This is a genomic window from Arthrobacter sp. 4R501, from assembly GCF_002929755.1.
GTDB lineage: Bacteria > Actinomycetota > Actinomycetes > Actinomycetales > Micrococcaceae > Arthrobacter.
This window is the reverse complement of the sequence record NZ_PJIW01000018.1, coordinates 91,427-105,843: the sequence shown is the minus strand read 5'-3', so window position 1 is coordinate 105,843 and position 14,417 is coordinate 91,427. Positions and strand designations below refer to the sequence as shown.

The 14,417-nt window shown below is 64.7% G+C and carries 15 protein-coding genes; 3 read left to right on the top strand and 12 right to left on the bottom strand.

What is annotated here, in order from left to right; translation table 11 throughout:
• On the top strand, positions 1 to 836 hold an 836-nt coding region (locus tag CXR02_RS17410), incomplete at its 5' end, for an HNH endonuclease signature motif containing protein (protein ID WP_146072562.1).
• A gap of 28 nt (positions 837 to 864) precedes the next feature.
• Here CXR02_RS17410 and CXR02_RS17405 read toward each other — a convergent pair.
• Positions 865 to 2,004: a helix-turn-helix transcriptional regulator gene (locus CXR02_RS17405; RefSeq protein WP_104063123.1), complete on the bottom strand. Its 1,140-nt coding sequence runs from the start codon at positions 2,002 to 2,004 to the stop codon at positions 865 to 867.
• Between the two features lie 209 nt (positions 2,005 to 2,213).
• Here CXR02_RS17405 and CXR02_RS17400 point away from each other — a divergent pair, with 209 nt between their 5' ends.
• Positions 2,214 to 2,495: a hypothetical protein gene (locus CXR02_RS17400; protein ID WP_104063122.1), complete on the top strand. Its 282-nt coding sequence runs from the start codon at positions 2,214 to 2,216 to the stop codon at positions 2,493 to 2,495.
• 134 nt (positions 2,496 to 2,629) lie between these two features.
• Here CXR02_RS17400 and CXR02_RS17395 read toward each other — a convergent pair whose 3' ends face one another.
• From CXR02_RS17395 to truB, 10 genes are all read right to left on the bottom strand, one after another.
• Positions 2,630 to 3,091, bottom strand: coding sequence for a DUF1579 family protein (locus tag CXR02_RS17395; protein WP_104063121.1), 462 nt, complete (start codon positions 3,089 to 3,091; stop codon positions 2,630 to 2,632).
• A gap of 31 nt (positions 3,092 to 3,122) precedes the next feature.
• A complete protein-coding gene (locus CXR02_RS17390; protein ID WP_056348420.1) occupies positions 3,123 to 4,466 on the bottom strand; it encodes a pitrilysin family protein in 1,344 nt (447 codons plus the stop codon).
• 124 nt (positions 4,467 to 4,590) lie between these two features.
• A complete protein-coding gene (locus tag CXR02_RS17385) occupies positions 4,591 to 6,843 on the bottom strand; it encodes a polyribonucleotide nucleotidyltransferase (protein WP_104063132.1) in 2,253 nt (750 codons plus the stop codon).
• Between the two features lie 249 nt (positions 6,844 to 7,092).
• A complete protein-coding gene (gene rpsO / locus CXR02_RS17380) occupies positions 7,093 to 7,362 on the bottom strand; it encodes a 30S ribosomal protein S15 (RefSeq protein WP_104063120.1) in 270 nt (89 codons plus the stop codon).
• Between the two features lie 242 nt (positions 7,363 to 7,604).
• Positions 7,605 to 8,840: a kynureninase gene (gene kynU / locus CXR02_RS17375; RefSeq protein WP_219816443.1), complete on the bottom strand. Its 1,236-nt coding sequence runs from the start codon at positions 8,838 to 8,840 to the stop codon at positions 7,605 to 7,607.
• A 20-nt stretch (positions 8,841 to 8,860) separates the two neighbouring features.
• The gene (gene kynA, locus CXR02_RS17370) at positions 8,861 to 9,715 is read right to left on the bottom strand and encodes a tryptophan 2,3-dioxygenase (RefSeq protein WP_104063119.1); all 855 of its coding nucleotides are present in this window, start codon (positions 9,713 to 9,715) and stop codon (positions 8,861 to 8,863) included.
• A gap of 40 nt (positions 9,716 to 9,755) precedes the next feature.
• Positions 9,756 to 10,739, bottom strand: coding sequence for a bifunctional riboflavin kinase/FAD synthetase (locus tag CXR02_RS17365; RefSeq protein WP_104063118.1), 984 nt, complete (start codon positions 10,737 to 10,739; stop codon positions 9,756 to 9,758).
• Positions 10,740 to 10,924: 185 nt separating this feature from the next.
• Positions 10,925 to 11,395 (bottom strand): hypothetical protein, encoded by a 471-nt coding sequence (locus CXR02_RS17360; protein WP_104063117.1) that lies wholly within the window; start codon positions 11,393 to 11,395, stop codon positions 10,925 to 10,927.
• Between the two features lies 1 nt (position 11,396).
• A complete protein-coding gene (locus CXR02_RS17355; RefSeq protein ID WP_104063116.1) occupies positions 11,397 to 11,750 on the bottom strand; it encodes a hypothetical protein in 354 nt (117 codons plus the stop codon).
• 2 nt (positions 11,751 to 11,752) lie between these two features.
• Positions 11,753 to 12,736 carry a tRNA pseudouridine(55) synthase TruB gene (gene truB / locus CXR02_RS17350; protein ID WP_181037279.1) on the bottom strand — a complete coding sequence of 328 codons (984 nt, stop codon included), beginning with the start codon at positions 12,734 to 12,736 and terminating at the stop codon, positions 11,753 to 11,755.
• 69 nt (positions 12,737 to 12,805) lie between these two features.
• Here truB and CXR02_RS17345 point away from each other — a divergent pair, with 69 nt between their 5' ends.
• Complete coding sequence (locus CXR02_RS17345; protein WP_181037278.1) at positions 12,806 to 13,969, top strand: pyridoxal phosphate-dependent aminotransferase; 1,164 nt, start codon at positions 12,806 to 12,808, stop codon at positions 13,967 to 13,969.
• Positions 13,970 to 13,979: 10 nt separating this feature from the next.
• Here CXR02_RS17345 and trxA read toward each other — a convergent pair whose 3' ends face one another.
• Entirely contained in the window at positions 13,980 to 14,417 is a 438-nt protein-coding gene (gene trxA / locus CXR02_RS17340; protein ID WP_104063114.1) for a thioredoxin, read from the bottom strand.

Sequence of the window (14,417 nt, the reverse complement as noted above, 5' to 3'; positions counted from 1 at the left end):
ACGGCATGGCCTGGCTCTCCGCCTACCTCCCGGCGGACACCGCCGCGGGGATCTGGAACCGGACCACCTCTGCGGCCCGTGCCCTCCAAGGGCCTCATGAGGACCGGAACCTCAGCCAGCTCCGCGCTGACACCGTCGCCGCCTGGCTCCTCGGCGGCACAGATAATGCGGCCGGGGATGCAAATGGGAATGACCGTGTTCCGTCACCGCGGGCACAGGTCCTCGTTACCGTCCCGGTGTTCTCGCTGCTGGGTGTCACGGACGAGCCGGCCATGTTGGATGGGTACGGCCCGATCCCGCCGTCCATGGCCCGGAAGCTCATCGTCGACGGCGCCGAATCCTTCCACCGCGTCCTGATCGATCCCCGCGACGGCGCACCCCTCGAGATCGGGCGGACCAGCTACCGGCTCACCAAAGCCCAACGCCAATGGCTACGACTACGGGACGGGAGATGCCCGTTCCCCGGCTGCAGCAACCACTCCCTCGACAACGAAGCAGACCACCTCCTCGCCTGGGCCCACGGCGGCACCACCGGGATCAGTAACCTCGGCCAGCCATGCCGCAAGCACCACAGACTCAGACACATCACCGGTTGGAAACCCACCACCGCCACCAAGAATGAACCACCAAGCTGGATATCACCCACCGGACGCCACTACCAAAGCGAACACCCCGACTGGGAACCAACCCACTGGCCAGCCAACATCCCCATGCCCGGCGCCGGCACCACCACCGGTTCGGTGTTGGACGCGGACCTGGACTTGGAACTCGAGCTGGACTTGGACCTGGACCTGGACCTGGACCTGGACCTGGACACAAGCCTGCCACCTGCATGAAGCTGAATGGAGGTGAATCGCGTTTCGGTTACTGGGCCGTTCCCATCGCCAGGGCCAACAACGTCGCTCGGCTATGGACGCCGCATGTCTCGAAAATCTGCTTGAACTGATCCTGGACGGTATAGGCCCCGATCCCCAAGGCGTCAGCCATGGCGTTAGTGTCGGCGCCACTGGCGGCAAGCTCAAACAATTCCCGCTGGCGCGTTGTCAGCCCGAAGCTCCGGGCGAACATATCAAACCTCGCCGCCGGAGGGCAGGCCTGGATGGTGACGGCCAATGGCGGAATGGCCGCCGTGCCGGTGGAGTCCATCCGGCTGGCCTGGAGGAGGGCCCACTGGCCCGACCCTATGTACACGCGGGCGGACGCAGGATGACGATCCACGCCCGCCTCACGCGCCAGCAACTGGGCAGCGACGTTGAGGACCTCGGCCGGTACGCGTTGAAAGGGACGCGGGCCGGCCTGGAGCAATCCAAGCCACTCCTCCACCGAAGCGGTTCCACCCACCACCGCCATATCCGCATCCAGAGTCAGCACAGCATGCTGAGGCAAGTCCGGCCCAGGACGTTCGCCGACGGCTGACGCCCGCTTACGGACCACCTCGTGTCCTACGGGGTCGCGTCCGTCAGACACCTCCAGGAGAAATTGCCGGGCTATCGAACGACGAAGGGCGGGCATGACCTCACGCGTCACGGCAGCGACGTATCCCACTTCGTCGGCAGTAAAGGGACTTTCCTGCGCCGTTCGCCAGAGGTCAAGCCAACCCCAGCAGCCGTGTTTGTCCGCCAGCACTGCGAACAGGACATCGGTCACTCCGTAGCGCTTCATCAGGCCATCCCATAGGAGGCTCCGTGATGGATCGCCGGCCGTTTCGCGCAGCAGCGTCGTCACCGGCGACGGGCTGATCGCCAACTGCGTCCACCGACCTGCCGGCGTCAGATACTTGAGGCGGATCAGCAACGGCAGCTCGTCCGGGCACGGTATCCGGGCCATGGGCGACATGCCCGTCGCCGTCAGCGGATCTGAGAGCGGCCACACGAAAGCACTGAACGGAAGCACCCGGCCCAACTCAGCGAGCACGGCAGTGCGTAACGCGTGGTGATCCGGGGCGGAGTCGCCGATGAGCCGGATCCGTTCAAGGCTCCTGTTCCAGGGCCCGCCGGAGGTCATTCCCCCAGTATGCCCTCTGTGGACAGCACCGGGGTTGTCTACCAAAACCCCAGATTTCTGGGATACCGGCCACATCGGCAGGCAGTTAACGTGACAGTACGCGACCCAGCGGACCCGTGCAGGCTGTCCCAGGACAGGAGCCATGGGTTGGACAGCACGGAGGCAAATAAGTGCGATCAACTAACACGATGAGCTAAGGAGAATCAGCAATGTACACACTGCAAATCGAACATGGCATTAAGGACTTTGGCATGTGGAAAGAAGCCTTCGACCGGGATCCGGTGGACCGCGCGGCCTCCGGAGTCGTCGGCCACCGGATTTCCCAGCCTGTGGATGATTCCCACTACGTGGTGGTGGAACTTGATTTCAACGAACGGGGCCAAGCTGAGAAGTTGCTGGCGAACCTGAAAAGTAAGGTGTGGAATTCGCCGTCCGCAGCACCAGCCTTGAACGGCGCACCGCGGACGAGGATTCTGGAATCAGCCGGCTGACGGTCGGAATTCTGCACGGGCCCCAAGTGTCCGTTCGCGCAGAAGCAGCGGTCTTAACTGTCCTCTCGCGCCAAAACGTGCAGTGCCCCAAGTGTCCGTTCGCGCGGCAGGTGAGACGAAGAGTCGGGATGGGGTCAGACGCGGCGGCACTCGGAGGTCATGAACGGGACAAAGTCCTGGCCGTCGCCGAGGCGCAACTCGGCGGTGTGGATCAGCACGTCGTTGTCCACACGGAAACTATGGCGGGCAGTCCCCCGGTCACTGTGGCGCTCGACGCGCAACACACCGTCAACCCACGTGCAGCGGGCCGGAGCTCCCGGCGGCTGGCCCATGCTGTCCACGTGGTACCAGAGGATGTCGTTGTGGTCGCGGTCGACAGTAAATACGCCGTGGCCTTCAAAGTGCGTGCCATCGGCTTCGGTGTGTCTGTAACTTTGCACGACGGCGTAGCCCCCGGCAGCCCTGGTGTAACTGATTTCCGCCGAGGCCGTGCGCTTGGGCCCCCAGGCCGACGCGTCCAGCCAGGTGGTGCCGCGCCAATGTCCCAGGAAGTTCTCCAGGACGGCGTGCACCGTGCCCGGCTGCGGAAAGTTCATAGGTTCATTATGGCGGGCGCAGGCCTGCCGGTCAGAGACCGAAGGTTTCGGTCTCCTCGAATGGACCCACCACGGTGACAGTCCGCGGGGCGGCTGCCAGTTCCCTGGCAAGCTCCTGGACCTCCTGCGCGGTGACCGCCTTGATCTGGCGCAGGGTCTCGTCGATGTCCTGGTATTCACCGGACACGAGTTCAGCGCGGCCCAGGCGGGACATGCGGGAACCTGTGTCCTCCAGTGCCAGGACAATTCCGCCGCACAGCTGGCCCACGGCCTTGCGCAGTTCGTCGTCGGAGATCCCGCCTTCGGCAAGCTTGTCCAGCTCCAGCCCCAGCAGGTCCAGCACCTGGCGGACCTTGGACGGAGTGCACCCTGCGTACATCCCGAAGTAGCCGGCGTCCGCGTAGGAGGAGGCAAAGGAGTACGTGGAGTACACCAGGCCACGCTTTTCGCGGATTTCCTGGAACAGCCGCGAGGACATCCCGCCGCCCAGGACAGCGTTGAGGACGCTCATGACGTAGCGGCGTTCATCGGTGGCCACAATCGTGGGGCAGCCCATGATGATGTTCGCCTGTTCCACCGCACGCTTGACCACATGCAGCCCGGCTGTGCCTGTGATGTCCGCCCGCTCGGTGGAGCGGCGATCCACAGGGGCGGCATCCGGCTCAAGTGACCACCCGGCAGTGTGGAGGGCGTCCACCACAAGGCTGCAGACGACGTCGTGCTCCAGGCCCCCGGCGGCGGTGATGACCAGCTCATCCGGGCGGTAGTAACGGCGGTAGTGCTCCCACACGGAGTCGCGGGCGACGGCGCGGATCGCGGCGGGCGTACCGCCGATAGGGCGGCCCAGCGGGTGGGTGCCCAGGACGGCAGCCACAAAGTTTTCATGCGCAACGTCCGTGGGGTCATCGCTGTCCATGGCGATTTCCTCCAGGATGACGTCGCGCTCCTGCTCCATCTCGGCCGGATCCAGGACGGCACCGGTGATCATGTCGGCAATGACGTCGATGGCCATGGGCAGGTCCGTGTCCAGCACCCGCGCGAAATAGCACGTGCTCTCCTTGGCCGTGGCGGCGTTGGACTCCCCGCCCACCTCGTCAAAGGCCGAGGCGATTTCCAGGGCGGTGCGGCGCTTGGTTCCTTTGAACAGGAGGTGCTCCAGGAAGTGCGTGGAGCCGTGCTGGCCCGGGGCTTCATCGCGTGACCCGACGCCCACCCAGAAACCGATGGTCGCCGAACGCTGGCCCGGCATCGCTTCGGTGAGCACCCGCACGCCGCCCGGCAGCACTGAACGCCGGACTACGGAGCCGCCGTCGGAGCCGTGGACCAGGGTGTCGCCGGGCTGGTTCTGCTCAAGCGGCAGGGGTACAACAGTCATTGAAGCCTTTCAGGAGCGGCAGCCGGATCTGGCTGCCATCGTAACAGCGGCGGGGCCGGTGGATCATCCACCGGCCCCGCCGATTCATGCTGTGTGGAGCAGGATGCTACTCCGCGTCAGTGGACTACTCCGCTTCGGCAGCGCCCTCTGGGGCGGAAGCGTCAACGAGCTCGACGCCCTCTTCTTCAGCCACTACGGGGGACAGCGACAGCTTTCCACGGTCATCGATCTTGGTGATTTCCACCTGGATCTTCTGGCCGACGGAAACCACGTCATCAACGTTGTCCACGCGCTTGCCGTTGGCCAGCTTGCGCAGCTCCGAGATGTGCAGCAGGCCGTCCTTGCCCGGAGTCAGGGAAATGAAGGCACCGAAGGTGGTGGTCTTAACGACCGTACCCAGGTAACGCTCGCCAATTTCCGGGATCTGCGGGTTGGCAATGGCGTTGATCGCGGAACGTGCTGCGTCAGCAGACGGACCGTTTGTGGCGCCAATGTAGACCGTGCCGTCGTCCTCGATGGAGATGTCCGCGCCGGTGTCTTCCTGGATCTGGTTGATCATTTTGCCCTTGGGCCCAATGACCTCGCCGATCTTGTCAACCGGGATCTTGACCGCGATGACGCGCGGCGCGAACTCGGAGAGCTCATCCGGGGTGTCGATCGCGGAGTTCAGGACGTCCAGGATGTGCAGGCGGGCTTCGCGGGCCTGCTTCAGTGCTGCTGCCAGCACGGAAGCGGGGATGCCGTCGAGCTTCGTGTCCAGCTGGATGGCCGTAACGAATTCGGCGGTGCCGGCAACCTTGAAGTCCATGTCGCCGAAGGCATCTTCGGCACCGAGGATATCGGTCAGGGCTGCGTAGCGGGTCTGGCCGTCAACCTGGTCGGAGACCAGGCCCATGGCGATACCAGCAACAGCTGCCTTCAGCGGCACACCTGCATTGAGCAGGGACAGCGTCGAAGCGCAGACGGAACCCATCGACGTCGAACCGTTGGAGCTGAGAGCCTCAGACACCTGGCGGATCGCGTAGGGGAATTCCTCGCGGGACGGCAGCACCGGCATGATGGCGCGCTCTGCGAGGGCACCGTGGCCGATTTCGCGGCGCTTGGGCGAACCCACGCGGCCGGTCTCACCGGTGGAGTACGGCGGGAAGTTGTAGTTGTGCATGTAGCGCTTGCGCGTGACGGGCGACAGCGAATCGATCTGCTGTTCCATCTTGAGCATGTTCAGCGTGGTGACACCCATGATCTGGGTTTCGCCGCGCTCGAAGATTGCCGAGCCGTGCACGCGGGGCAGAACCTCAACCTCGGCGGTGAGCTGGCGGATGTCCGTCAGGCCACGGCCGTCGATGCGGATCTGGTCCTTGAGGATGCGCTGGCGCACGACCTGCTTGGTGACGGAGCGGAATGCTGCGGACAGCTCCTTGTCGCGGCCTTCGAACTGGCCGGCCAGGGAAGAAGTGACTTCGTCCTTGAGCGCATCCGTTGCAACGTCGCGTTCCTGCTTGTCAGCGATCTGGAAGACAGCGGCCAGCTTTTCAGCGGCAGCTGACTCAACAGCGGCGTAGACGTCATCCTGGTAGTCCAGGAAGACCGGGAACTCAACGGTGGGCTTGGCAGCGCGTGCGGCCAGGTCAGCCTGGGCCTCGCAGAGTGCCTTGATGAACGGCTTGGCAGCCTCGAGGCCCTCGGAGACAACCTCTTCGGTGGGAGCGGTGGCGCCCTGTTCCTTGATGAGGTTCCAGGAGTTGTCGGTTGCTTCGGCTTCGACCATCATGATGGCGACGTCGTCGTTCTTGACGCGGCCGGCAACGACCATGTTGAAGACGGCGTTCTCGAGCTGGGAGTGCTTCGGGAACGCAACCCACTGCGAACCGTGCTCGTCCGCGATCAGAGCAACGCGGACGCCGCCGATCGGGCCGGAGAACGGCAGGCCGGAGAGCTGGGTGGACATGGAGGAGGCGTTGATGGCCACCACGTCGTAGAGCTCGTCAGGGTTGATGGCCAGGACGGTCACCACGATCTGGACCTCGTTGCGCAGGCCCTTGACGAAGGCCGGACGCAGCGGGCGGTCCATGAGGCGGCAGGCCAGGATGGCCTCGGTGGACGGGCGGCCTTCACGGCGGAAGAACGAGCCCGGGATACGGCCGGCGGCGTACATGCGCTCTTCAACGTCAACCGTCAGCGGGAAGAAGTCGAAGCCTTCGCGCGGGTGCTTGCCTGCGGTGGTGGCGGACAGCAGCGCGGTGTCTTCGTCGATGTACACCATGGCTGCGCCGGCTGCCTGCTTGGCAAGACGGCCGGTTTCAAAGCGGATTACACGCTTGCCAAAGCGGCCGTTATCAATGACTGCTTCTGAGAACTGGATTTCGGGACCCTCCAAGAGAGTCACCTCCGTTTCTTGTTTCACGGAGCCCAGCCGCATCAACCCAGCCCAGCATCTGTCTACTGGCCTGCACTGCACCCGGTCATCGATCGAGACCCACGGGCCGAGGGCTACATTCTTCGAAGCCGTTCCCGGGGATCACTACCGAGGACCGCGAATGCGTGATGCGGTTGATCCTCCTGTTTAATTTTCGTCTGAAGAAGGGCGGCCCTTTCCGTCACGGAAGGGGCCGCCCCTTAAAGCTGACTAGCGGCGCAGGCCGAGACGCTCGATGAGCGCACGGTAGCGGGTGATGTCAGTGTTCTTGAGGTAGGTGAGCATACGCTTGCGACGACCAACCATGGCCAGCAGACCGCGCTGGGTGTGGTAATCGTGCTTGTGCACCTTCATGTGCTCAGTCAGATCCTTGATCCGCTGAGTCAGGACTGCAACCTGGACCTCCGGCGAACCGGTGTCGCCCTCGGACGTTGCGAAATCCTGGATGATGGACTGCTTTACAGCGGCTTCAAGTGCCACAATAACTCCTAGAGATGTGCCGTGAGGCCCGAATCAGTACTTCACTGCCGGGTCTGCCCGCGCGGGAATCCCCCGGAAACCAGGGTCTTTCCACACATGGCAGGAACCAGCCGCCACGGACTGCAGCCGGAACCAACCCTTAGTTTACCGGCCCCGCCGCAATCTTGTCGAAACAGCCCCCGCCGTCGCCAAGCCCCGTCACCAAATGCCGTCACCAAAAGCCGTCAGCAAAACGTGGCGGCTCAGCGGCGCAGCTGATCCCGAATGGCGGCCATCCCCCGGAACAGCTCAGCGAAGCTGGTGCTCAAGGGCGACAGCCCCACGCGGATCCCGTGTGGCGCGCGGAAGTCCGGGATGACGTCCTGTTCCCACAGCGCCGCCGTCACGTTCCGGAACGCCGGATGATCCAGGGTGATGTGGCTCCCGCGGAGCTCCGGATCGCGCGGCGATGCCAGCTCCACCCCCGCCGGCTCCAGCCATGCCTCATACAGCTGCACGGCGTAGGCGGTGAGTTTCAGGGACTTCTCCCGGATGGCAGCCATGCCGGCCTCTTCGATGAGGTCAACGGTTCCGCGCATGGCCAGCATCCCGAAGATGGCCGGCGTTCCGCTGAGGAAACTCCGGATCCCGGGCGCCGGCTCGTAGCCCGCTGCCATCTCGAACGCGTCCTTGCGTCCCATCCAGCCCCAGATCGGCTGCTGCAGTCCGGGCAGGTGCCGGCGGTTGATGTAGGCGAACGCCGGCGAGCCCGGTCCCCCGTTGAGGTACTTGTAGGTGCAGCCCGCGGCAAAATCCACGTCTGCCCCGTCCAGGTCCAGCTCCACCGAGCCGGCGGAGTGGCACAGGTCCCAGACCACCAGCGCCCCCGCGCTGTGTGCAACTTCCGTGATGCCCGGAAGGTCGGCCAGGAAGCCTGAGCGGTAGGCCACGTGGCTCAAAAGTACGACGGCGGTGGCCGGGCCGGTTGCGTCCCGCACCTGTTCGACGGTGACCCCGGACGCAGGATCGGCTTCGATCCACCGCAGGGTGAGTCCCTCCTCGCGGGCGATACCCTCGACCAGGTAGCGGTCCGTGGGGAAGTTATCCGTGTCCAGGACGATCTCTGTGCGGGCGGGGTCAGCCACGGTGGCCAGCGCGGCGCGGATCAGTTTGTAGAGCACCACCGTGGTGGAGTCGGCGATGACGGTCTGGCCCGGGGCTGCGCCGAGGACAGCGCGGCCCAGCTGATCGCCGATGGTCTGGGGCAGGTCCAGCCATTCCTCATCCCAGCCACGGATGAGCCGGCCGCCCCAGCCTTCCCCGATAAAGGTGCTGATGTCCCGTTGCGTCCGCTTCAGCGGGCGGCCCAGGGAATTGCCGTCGAGGTAGGAAAGGTCCGTGTCCGTCCCGATGAAGAGGCCGCGGTAGCGCGCCAACGGGTCGCCTGCATCCAGTTGCGCGGCCTGCTCAAGGAGGTCGGCGGCGTCGTGATTCTCCATGTTCGCGTCCATTGCGCTGCTCACTGGCCGATCTCCGTCCGTACCGCGAACAGTTCCGGGAAGAAGGTGAGCTCAAGGGCCTTTTGCAGGAAGGCAGCGCCGCTGGATCCCCCGGTTCCCGATTTCATCCCGATGGTCCGCTGGACGGTTCGCAGGTGCCGGAACCGCCAGAGCTGGAAATTATCCTCTAGGTCCACCAGTTCCTCGCACGCCTCGTAGGCACCCCAGTTAGCGCCGGCGTTTTCGTAGATGTGCTTGAACAGCGGCACCAGCTCAGGGCAGAACTCGTGGGCACGGGTGACGTCCCGCTCCAGGACGGACTGTGGCACGTCGAAGCCCTGCCGGGCCAGGTAGGCAAGGAACTCGTCGTAGATGCTGGGCGCCTTAAGCACGTCCTCCAGCATGGCGTGCGCTTCCGGGTCAGATTCGAAGACCGGCAGCATTTTGCGGTTTTTGTTGCCGAGGATAAACTCCACGGCCCGGTATTGGCTGGACTGGAATCCGGAGGAGTTGCCCAGGAACCCGCGGAACTGTGAGTACTCCGTGGGCGTCAGCGTGGCCAGGACGGACCATTGCTCCGTCAGGGTTTTTTGGATGTGCTTGACCCGGGCGATGCCCTTGAGCGCGGAGCCGAGATCGTCTGCGCGCAGCCACGCCGCGGCGCTGCGGAGCTCGTGCAGCACCAGCTTCAGCCACAGCTCGGTGGTCTGGTGCTGGATGATGAACAGCAGCTCGTCGTGGTGTTCGGGCGTGCTGACAGGTCGCTGTGCACTGAGCAGGGTGGGCAGCTGGAGGTAGGACGCGTAGCTCATCCGGGAACTGAAATCGCGGACTATGCCTTTGTCCAGTTTGCGGGTGTTCTTCTCGACGGCCACGGTGCTGCCTCTCTGGGTGTTTGGTGCGGGTGGGACCGGGTCAGCGCCGCACCAGGAGATCGTGGGCCTGAATAACGTCCAGACGCATCTGGTCAACAAGCGCCTCCGGCCCACGGTATGCCACCATGCCGCGGAGCCTGGCCACAAATTCGACCACTACTGTCTGGCCGTACAGATCGAAATCCTCCACGGCCTCGTGCGGACGGTCAATCACATGGGCTTCGACCTGACGGCTGACGCCGTCGAACGTGGGATTGGACCCCACCGAGATGGCCGCCGGCCAGCGAGTGCCGGCCTGGTCCACCAGCCAGCCGGCGTAGATGCCGTCCGCGGGGATGAACCCGGTGGCCTCGTGGGCAAGGTTTGCGGTGGGGAACCCGAGTACGCGGCCGCGGGCAGCACCGTGGACAACCTCGCCGCGCATACGGTGTGGTCGTCCCAGCACCGCGGCGGCGGTGGCGACGTCGCCTTCCTGCAATGCTTCACGCACCCAGGTGGAGGAGCAGCGGCGGTCGGTGCCGTCGTCGTCATGCAGCGGGTAGCCTTCCGAACCGAATTCGCTGATGACCTGGACGTCGAAGTCGAACTTTTCGCCGAGTTGCTTCATGGTGTCAAGGTCACCGGAGTTGCCGCGGCCGAACCGGGAATCGTGTCCGATCACCACGTGGCTGGCGTGCAGGCTGTCCACCAGGACCTGGCCCACAAATTCCTCAGGGGTGAGGCTGGCCAGGTTCAGCGAGTACTTCATCACCAAAATGGCATCCAGGCCCAGCTCCCCCAGCGCCACCAGTTTGTCCTGCAGGCCCATGATCATTTCGGGCGCGGACTCCGGGCGGTGGATCAGGGCCGGGTGCGGGTCAAAGGTGACGGCAACGGCCTTCGTCCCGTTGAAGCGGGCCGAGCGGATTAGCTCGGAAAGCACTTGCTGGTGCCCGCGATGGACGCCGTCGAAGTTGCCAAAAGTGACAACGGAGGGACCAAAGTCCGCCGGGACCTCGGACGGATCGTTCCAGATGTAGACCATCACCCTCGCCTTTTACTGCCTAAAACTGACATCTCTCCGAACGCACCGGCGCCGGAACTCTCTAAGATTACCCGCATTCAGTACTGCTGCCGGACGGCGCCGGGCCAAACGGAGGGCACGCGCGGACGTGTCCGGAGGCCCGACCGCGGCGGCCGATCGCTGGTGCTGTTTGCTGCTGGTGCGGTCTACCGTTGGTTCGGCCGGCGCCGGTACAGCCACACCAGTCCCAGGACAGGCAGCAGCAGCGGAATAAACGCGTACCCCCGGCCAAAAAGGGACCAGACGGTCTCATGCGGGAACGCCACAGAATCAAACACACTCAACGCCCCCACCACCAGCACTCCGACGAGCTCCACCAGGACGGCGGCCAGCGAGATCTTGAACCAGGTGCGGCCGGGCTTGGCCAGGGACACCGTTGCCACCACGTAGACCAGCGCCGCGAACGCGGAAAGCAGGTAGGCGAGCGGGGCTTCGGAGAACTTGGTCAGGATCTGGTAACCGGCGCGTGCGGTGGCCGAAATGGCAAACACTGCATAGACGGCGATGAGCAGGCGTCCGGGGCCGGTGTTCCGAGTGTCCTTGACGCCGGCCTTGGCATCTGCCTTGGCCCGGGCGGCTTCGGAACGAGGTGCTTTCACGTTGCGTGCTTCTTCCATTTCAGTACCAGATCTGGTTCATGCGGGCGGCCATCACCAAGGCCGTGACACCGACGGCGGCGAGGACAAAGTTGCTCCAGCGGGTCCGTTCCAGGATGGACCAGTACACGGCTGCCGGCGGCAGGAGCATCGCCGTGGCCAGGTATCCCCAGAATTCCCAGGCTTCCCCAGCAATCGGTTCGCCCGCGATCACCCGCACGATCGAACCCACCAGGTAAACCAACAGTGCCAGCTCGACGGCGGCAACGGACAGGATGGTGAGATCGTTGGGGGCTTTTTTCAGGATGCCGGCACCGAGGCAGATTCCGCTGGAGATCACGCCGACCACCATGATGATGTAGAAATAGGCGTCCATGCCTAGGCGTCCCCGCCCGCAGCATCTTCAGGCACAACATTCTCGGGCACAGCATTCCGGGGCGCAGTCTTTTCGGAAGCACCGTTGCCCGGCGCGAATACCAGGACAGGCTTGGCAAAGTTTCCGGAGTCCGCCAGGAGCGCCACGAGGCTGCCGTCCGGCGCGAACGCTGCCGCGGGGTGCTCGGTGGTGGCAGCCGCGGGATCTCCTGCTTCCGATCCCGCCGCGATCCGGCGTCCGAAGGAAATCTCGGTGGCCTCCTCGGCTGTGAGTTCGCGGTTGGGCATCAGTGCCCGGGCAGCCTGGGACATCTCCAGGACATTCAGCTCCTCGGCCAGCTGTTCCAACGTCCGGGCCTGGTCCAGCGAGTAGGGGCCAACGTGGGTCCGGCGGAGGGCGGTCAGGTGGCCGCCCACTCTCAGTCCGTCGCCGAGGTCACGGGCGAGGGCGCGGATGTAGGTACCGGATGAGCACTCAACGGTGACATCAATGTCCACGACGTCGCCGCCCGCTTCCCGGTTGATGGCGTGAACTTCGAAACGGTGGATGGTGACCGGGCGCGCCGCGAGCTTTACCTCTTCACCGGAGCGGACCCGGGCGTAGGCGCGTTCACCGTTGACTTTAATGGCGCTGACGCTGCTGGGCACCTGCTGGATTTCACCCGTGAGGGCGGCGACGCCGTCGTGAATTGCTTCATCGGCGACGGCGGCGGCGCTGACGGCGGCAATCACGTCACCTTCGGCGTCGTCCGTGATGGTGGACTGGCCCAGCCGGATGGTTGCCGTGTACGTCTTGGACGTGCCCACGATGTAGGTCAGGAGCCGGGTGGCCTTGTTGATGCCGACCACCAGGACGCCGGTAGCCATGGGATCAAGGGTGCCGGCGTGCCCCACTTTCCGGGTCCCGGCGAGACGCCGCATCCGACCAACCACATCATGGCTGGTCCATCCCTGCGGTTTGTCCACTATCACCAGTCCAGAAAGCACGCTTCCCAGTATATCGGCGCTGGCGACGGTCCCCGCCCAGGTGTGCGGGTGGCGGCTAGGATGGCATCCATGCCTGAGCTTGCGGCGCACGCGCGCGACGTCCCCGTCAACCAGATCCGCGAAATCACCGAGGCCGCCTGGCATACTCCCGGGGCCATCGTCCTGAGCATCGGCGAGCCGGGCTTCGCGCTCCCCCGCCACATCCTGGAAGCCGGCATGGCGTGCCTCGACCGGGACGAAACGAACTACACCCCCAACGCCGGCATCCCGGCCCTCCGTGAAGCGTTCGCCACCCGGTTCCGTGAACGCGCCGGACTCAACACCAGCCTCGGTGCCGAGCGCGTCTACGTGGTGGACGGAGCGCAACAGGGCCTGCACTTCGCCATGAGCCTCCTGCTCTCCCCCGGCGACGAGATCCTGATCCCGAACCCCGGCTACCCCACGTTCGCCATGACCAGCCGGCTCCTTAATGCCGTGCCGGTGGGCTACCCGCTGTATCCCGAGCATGACTTCCAGCCGCGGATCCAGGACATTGAAGCGCTCATCACGGACCGGACCCGGGTGCTCATCCTGAATTCCCCGTCCAACCCGCTGGGCGCCGTCCTCGGCGAGGACCTGACCCGGCAACTTGTGGACCTGGCCCGCAAGCGCGATCTCTGGATCATTTCCGACGAATGCTACGAGGCCTTCACTTACGACGTTCCCCACGTCAGCCCGGCCCGGTTCGACAGCGGCGTGCCCGGCGAGGCTCGCGTGTTCACGTCGCTGACTCTCTCGAAGACGTACGGCCTCACCGGCCTGAGGATCGGCGCCCTGGTTTGTCCGCCGGGGCTGGAGCAGAAGATGAACAACGTGATGGAAGCGATTGTCTCCTGCGTTGCCTCGCCGTCGCAGTATGCAGCGCTCGCGGCACTGACAGGCCCGCAGGACTACGTCCGACACGCCCATGACCACTACCGGGCCAACCGGGACGCGGCCTCAGCAGTACTGGAGGCCAAGGGAATCCCGTACCTGAGTGCACAGGGAGCCTTTTATCTGTGGGCCAACGTCTCCCATGTCAGCGACGGGGACGTCCGCAGCTGGGTCCGCAGGTTCCTGGCCGATTCCGGCGTTGCGCTTGCGCCGGGAACTGCCTTTGGCTCGATCGGCGAGGGTTGGGTACGGATCGCGCTGTGCGGTACCCGCAACGACTTGGTGGAGGGTATCGGCAGGCTGCCGAAGCGGGTCGGGTAATCCCGGAAGCCTAGGCGTGGCTGGCGCCCAGCACCCCGTCCACCCAGGACCGTAAAACCGCAGCAGGTGCCGCCCCGGCCTGTCTGGCCAGTACCCTTCCGCCGTCGATGATCATCAATGTGGGGATGGCCTGGATATCGAACCGGCTGGATAGTCGCGGGGACTGGTCAACGTCAACCTTGACCAGCTTGATCCGGCCGGCCCGTTCAGTGGCCAACGTGTCCAGAACCGGACTCACCATCCGACACGGGCCACACCATTCTGCCCAGAAGTCAACCAGCACGGGAACCGGCGACTGCTCAGCCACCACCGCGAAGTCATCGTCCGCAGCGGCTGTAATCCAGGGAAGGCCCTTCTTGCAGTTTCCGCACCGCGGCCGGCCGGACGCTGCGGCCGGGACGCGATTGGTCTTTCCACAGGTCGGGCATTTGATCAGTCCAGTTTCCAT

Excerpts from the sequence above, each read along its gene's own strand:
- CXR02_RS17405 (WP_104063123.1), bottom strand. The coding sequence starts at position 2,004 with ATGACCTCCGGCGGGCCCTGGAACAGGAGCCTTGAACGGATCCGGCTC.
- CXR02_RS17400 (WP_104063122.1), top strand. The coding sequence starts at position 2,214 with ATGTACACACTGCAAATCGAACATGGCATTAAGGACTTTGGCATGTGG.
- CXR02_RS17395 (WP_104063121.1), bottom strand. The coding sequence starts at position 3,091 with ATGAACTTTCCGCAGCCGGGCACGGTGCACGCCGTCCTGGAGAACTTC.
- CXR02_RS17390 (WP_056348420.1), bottom strand. The coding sequence starts at position 4,466 with ATGACTGTTGTACCCCTGCCGCTTGAGCAGAACCAGCCCGGCGACACC.
- kynU (WP_219816443.1), bottom strand. The coding sequence starts at position 8,840 with ATGGAGAATCACGACGCCGCCGACCTCCTTGAGCAGGCCGCGCAACTG.
- CXR02_RS17365 (WP_104063118.1), bottom strand. The coding sequence starts at position 10,739 with ATGGTCTACATCTGGAACGATCCGTCCGAGGTCCCGGCGGACTTTGGT.
- CXR02_RS17360 (WP_104063117.1), bottom strand. The coding sequence starts at position 11,395 with ATGGAAGAAGCACGCAACGTGAAAGCACCTCGTTCCGAAGCCGCCCGG.
- CXR02_RS17355 (WP_104063116.1), bottom strand. The coding sequence starts at position 11,750 with ATGGACGCCTATTTCTACATCATCATGGTGGTCGGCGTGATCTCCAGC.
- CXR02_RS17345 (WP_181037278.1), top strand. The coding sequence starts at position 12,806 with ATGCCTGAGCTTGCGGCGCACGCGCGCGACGTCCCCGTCAACCAGATC.
- trxA (WP_104063114.1), bottom strand. The coding sequence starts at position 14,417 with ATGGAAACTGGACTGATCAAATGCCCGACCTGTGGAAAGACCAATCGC.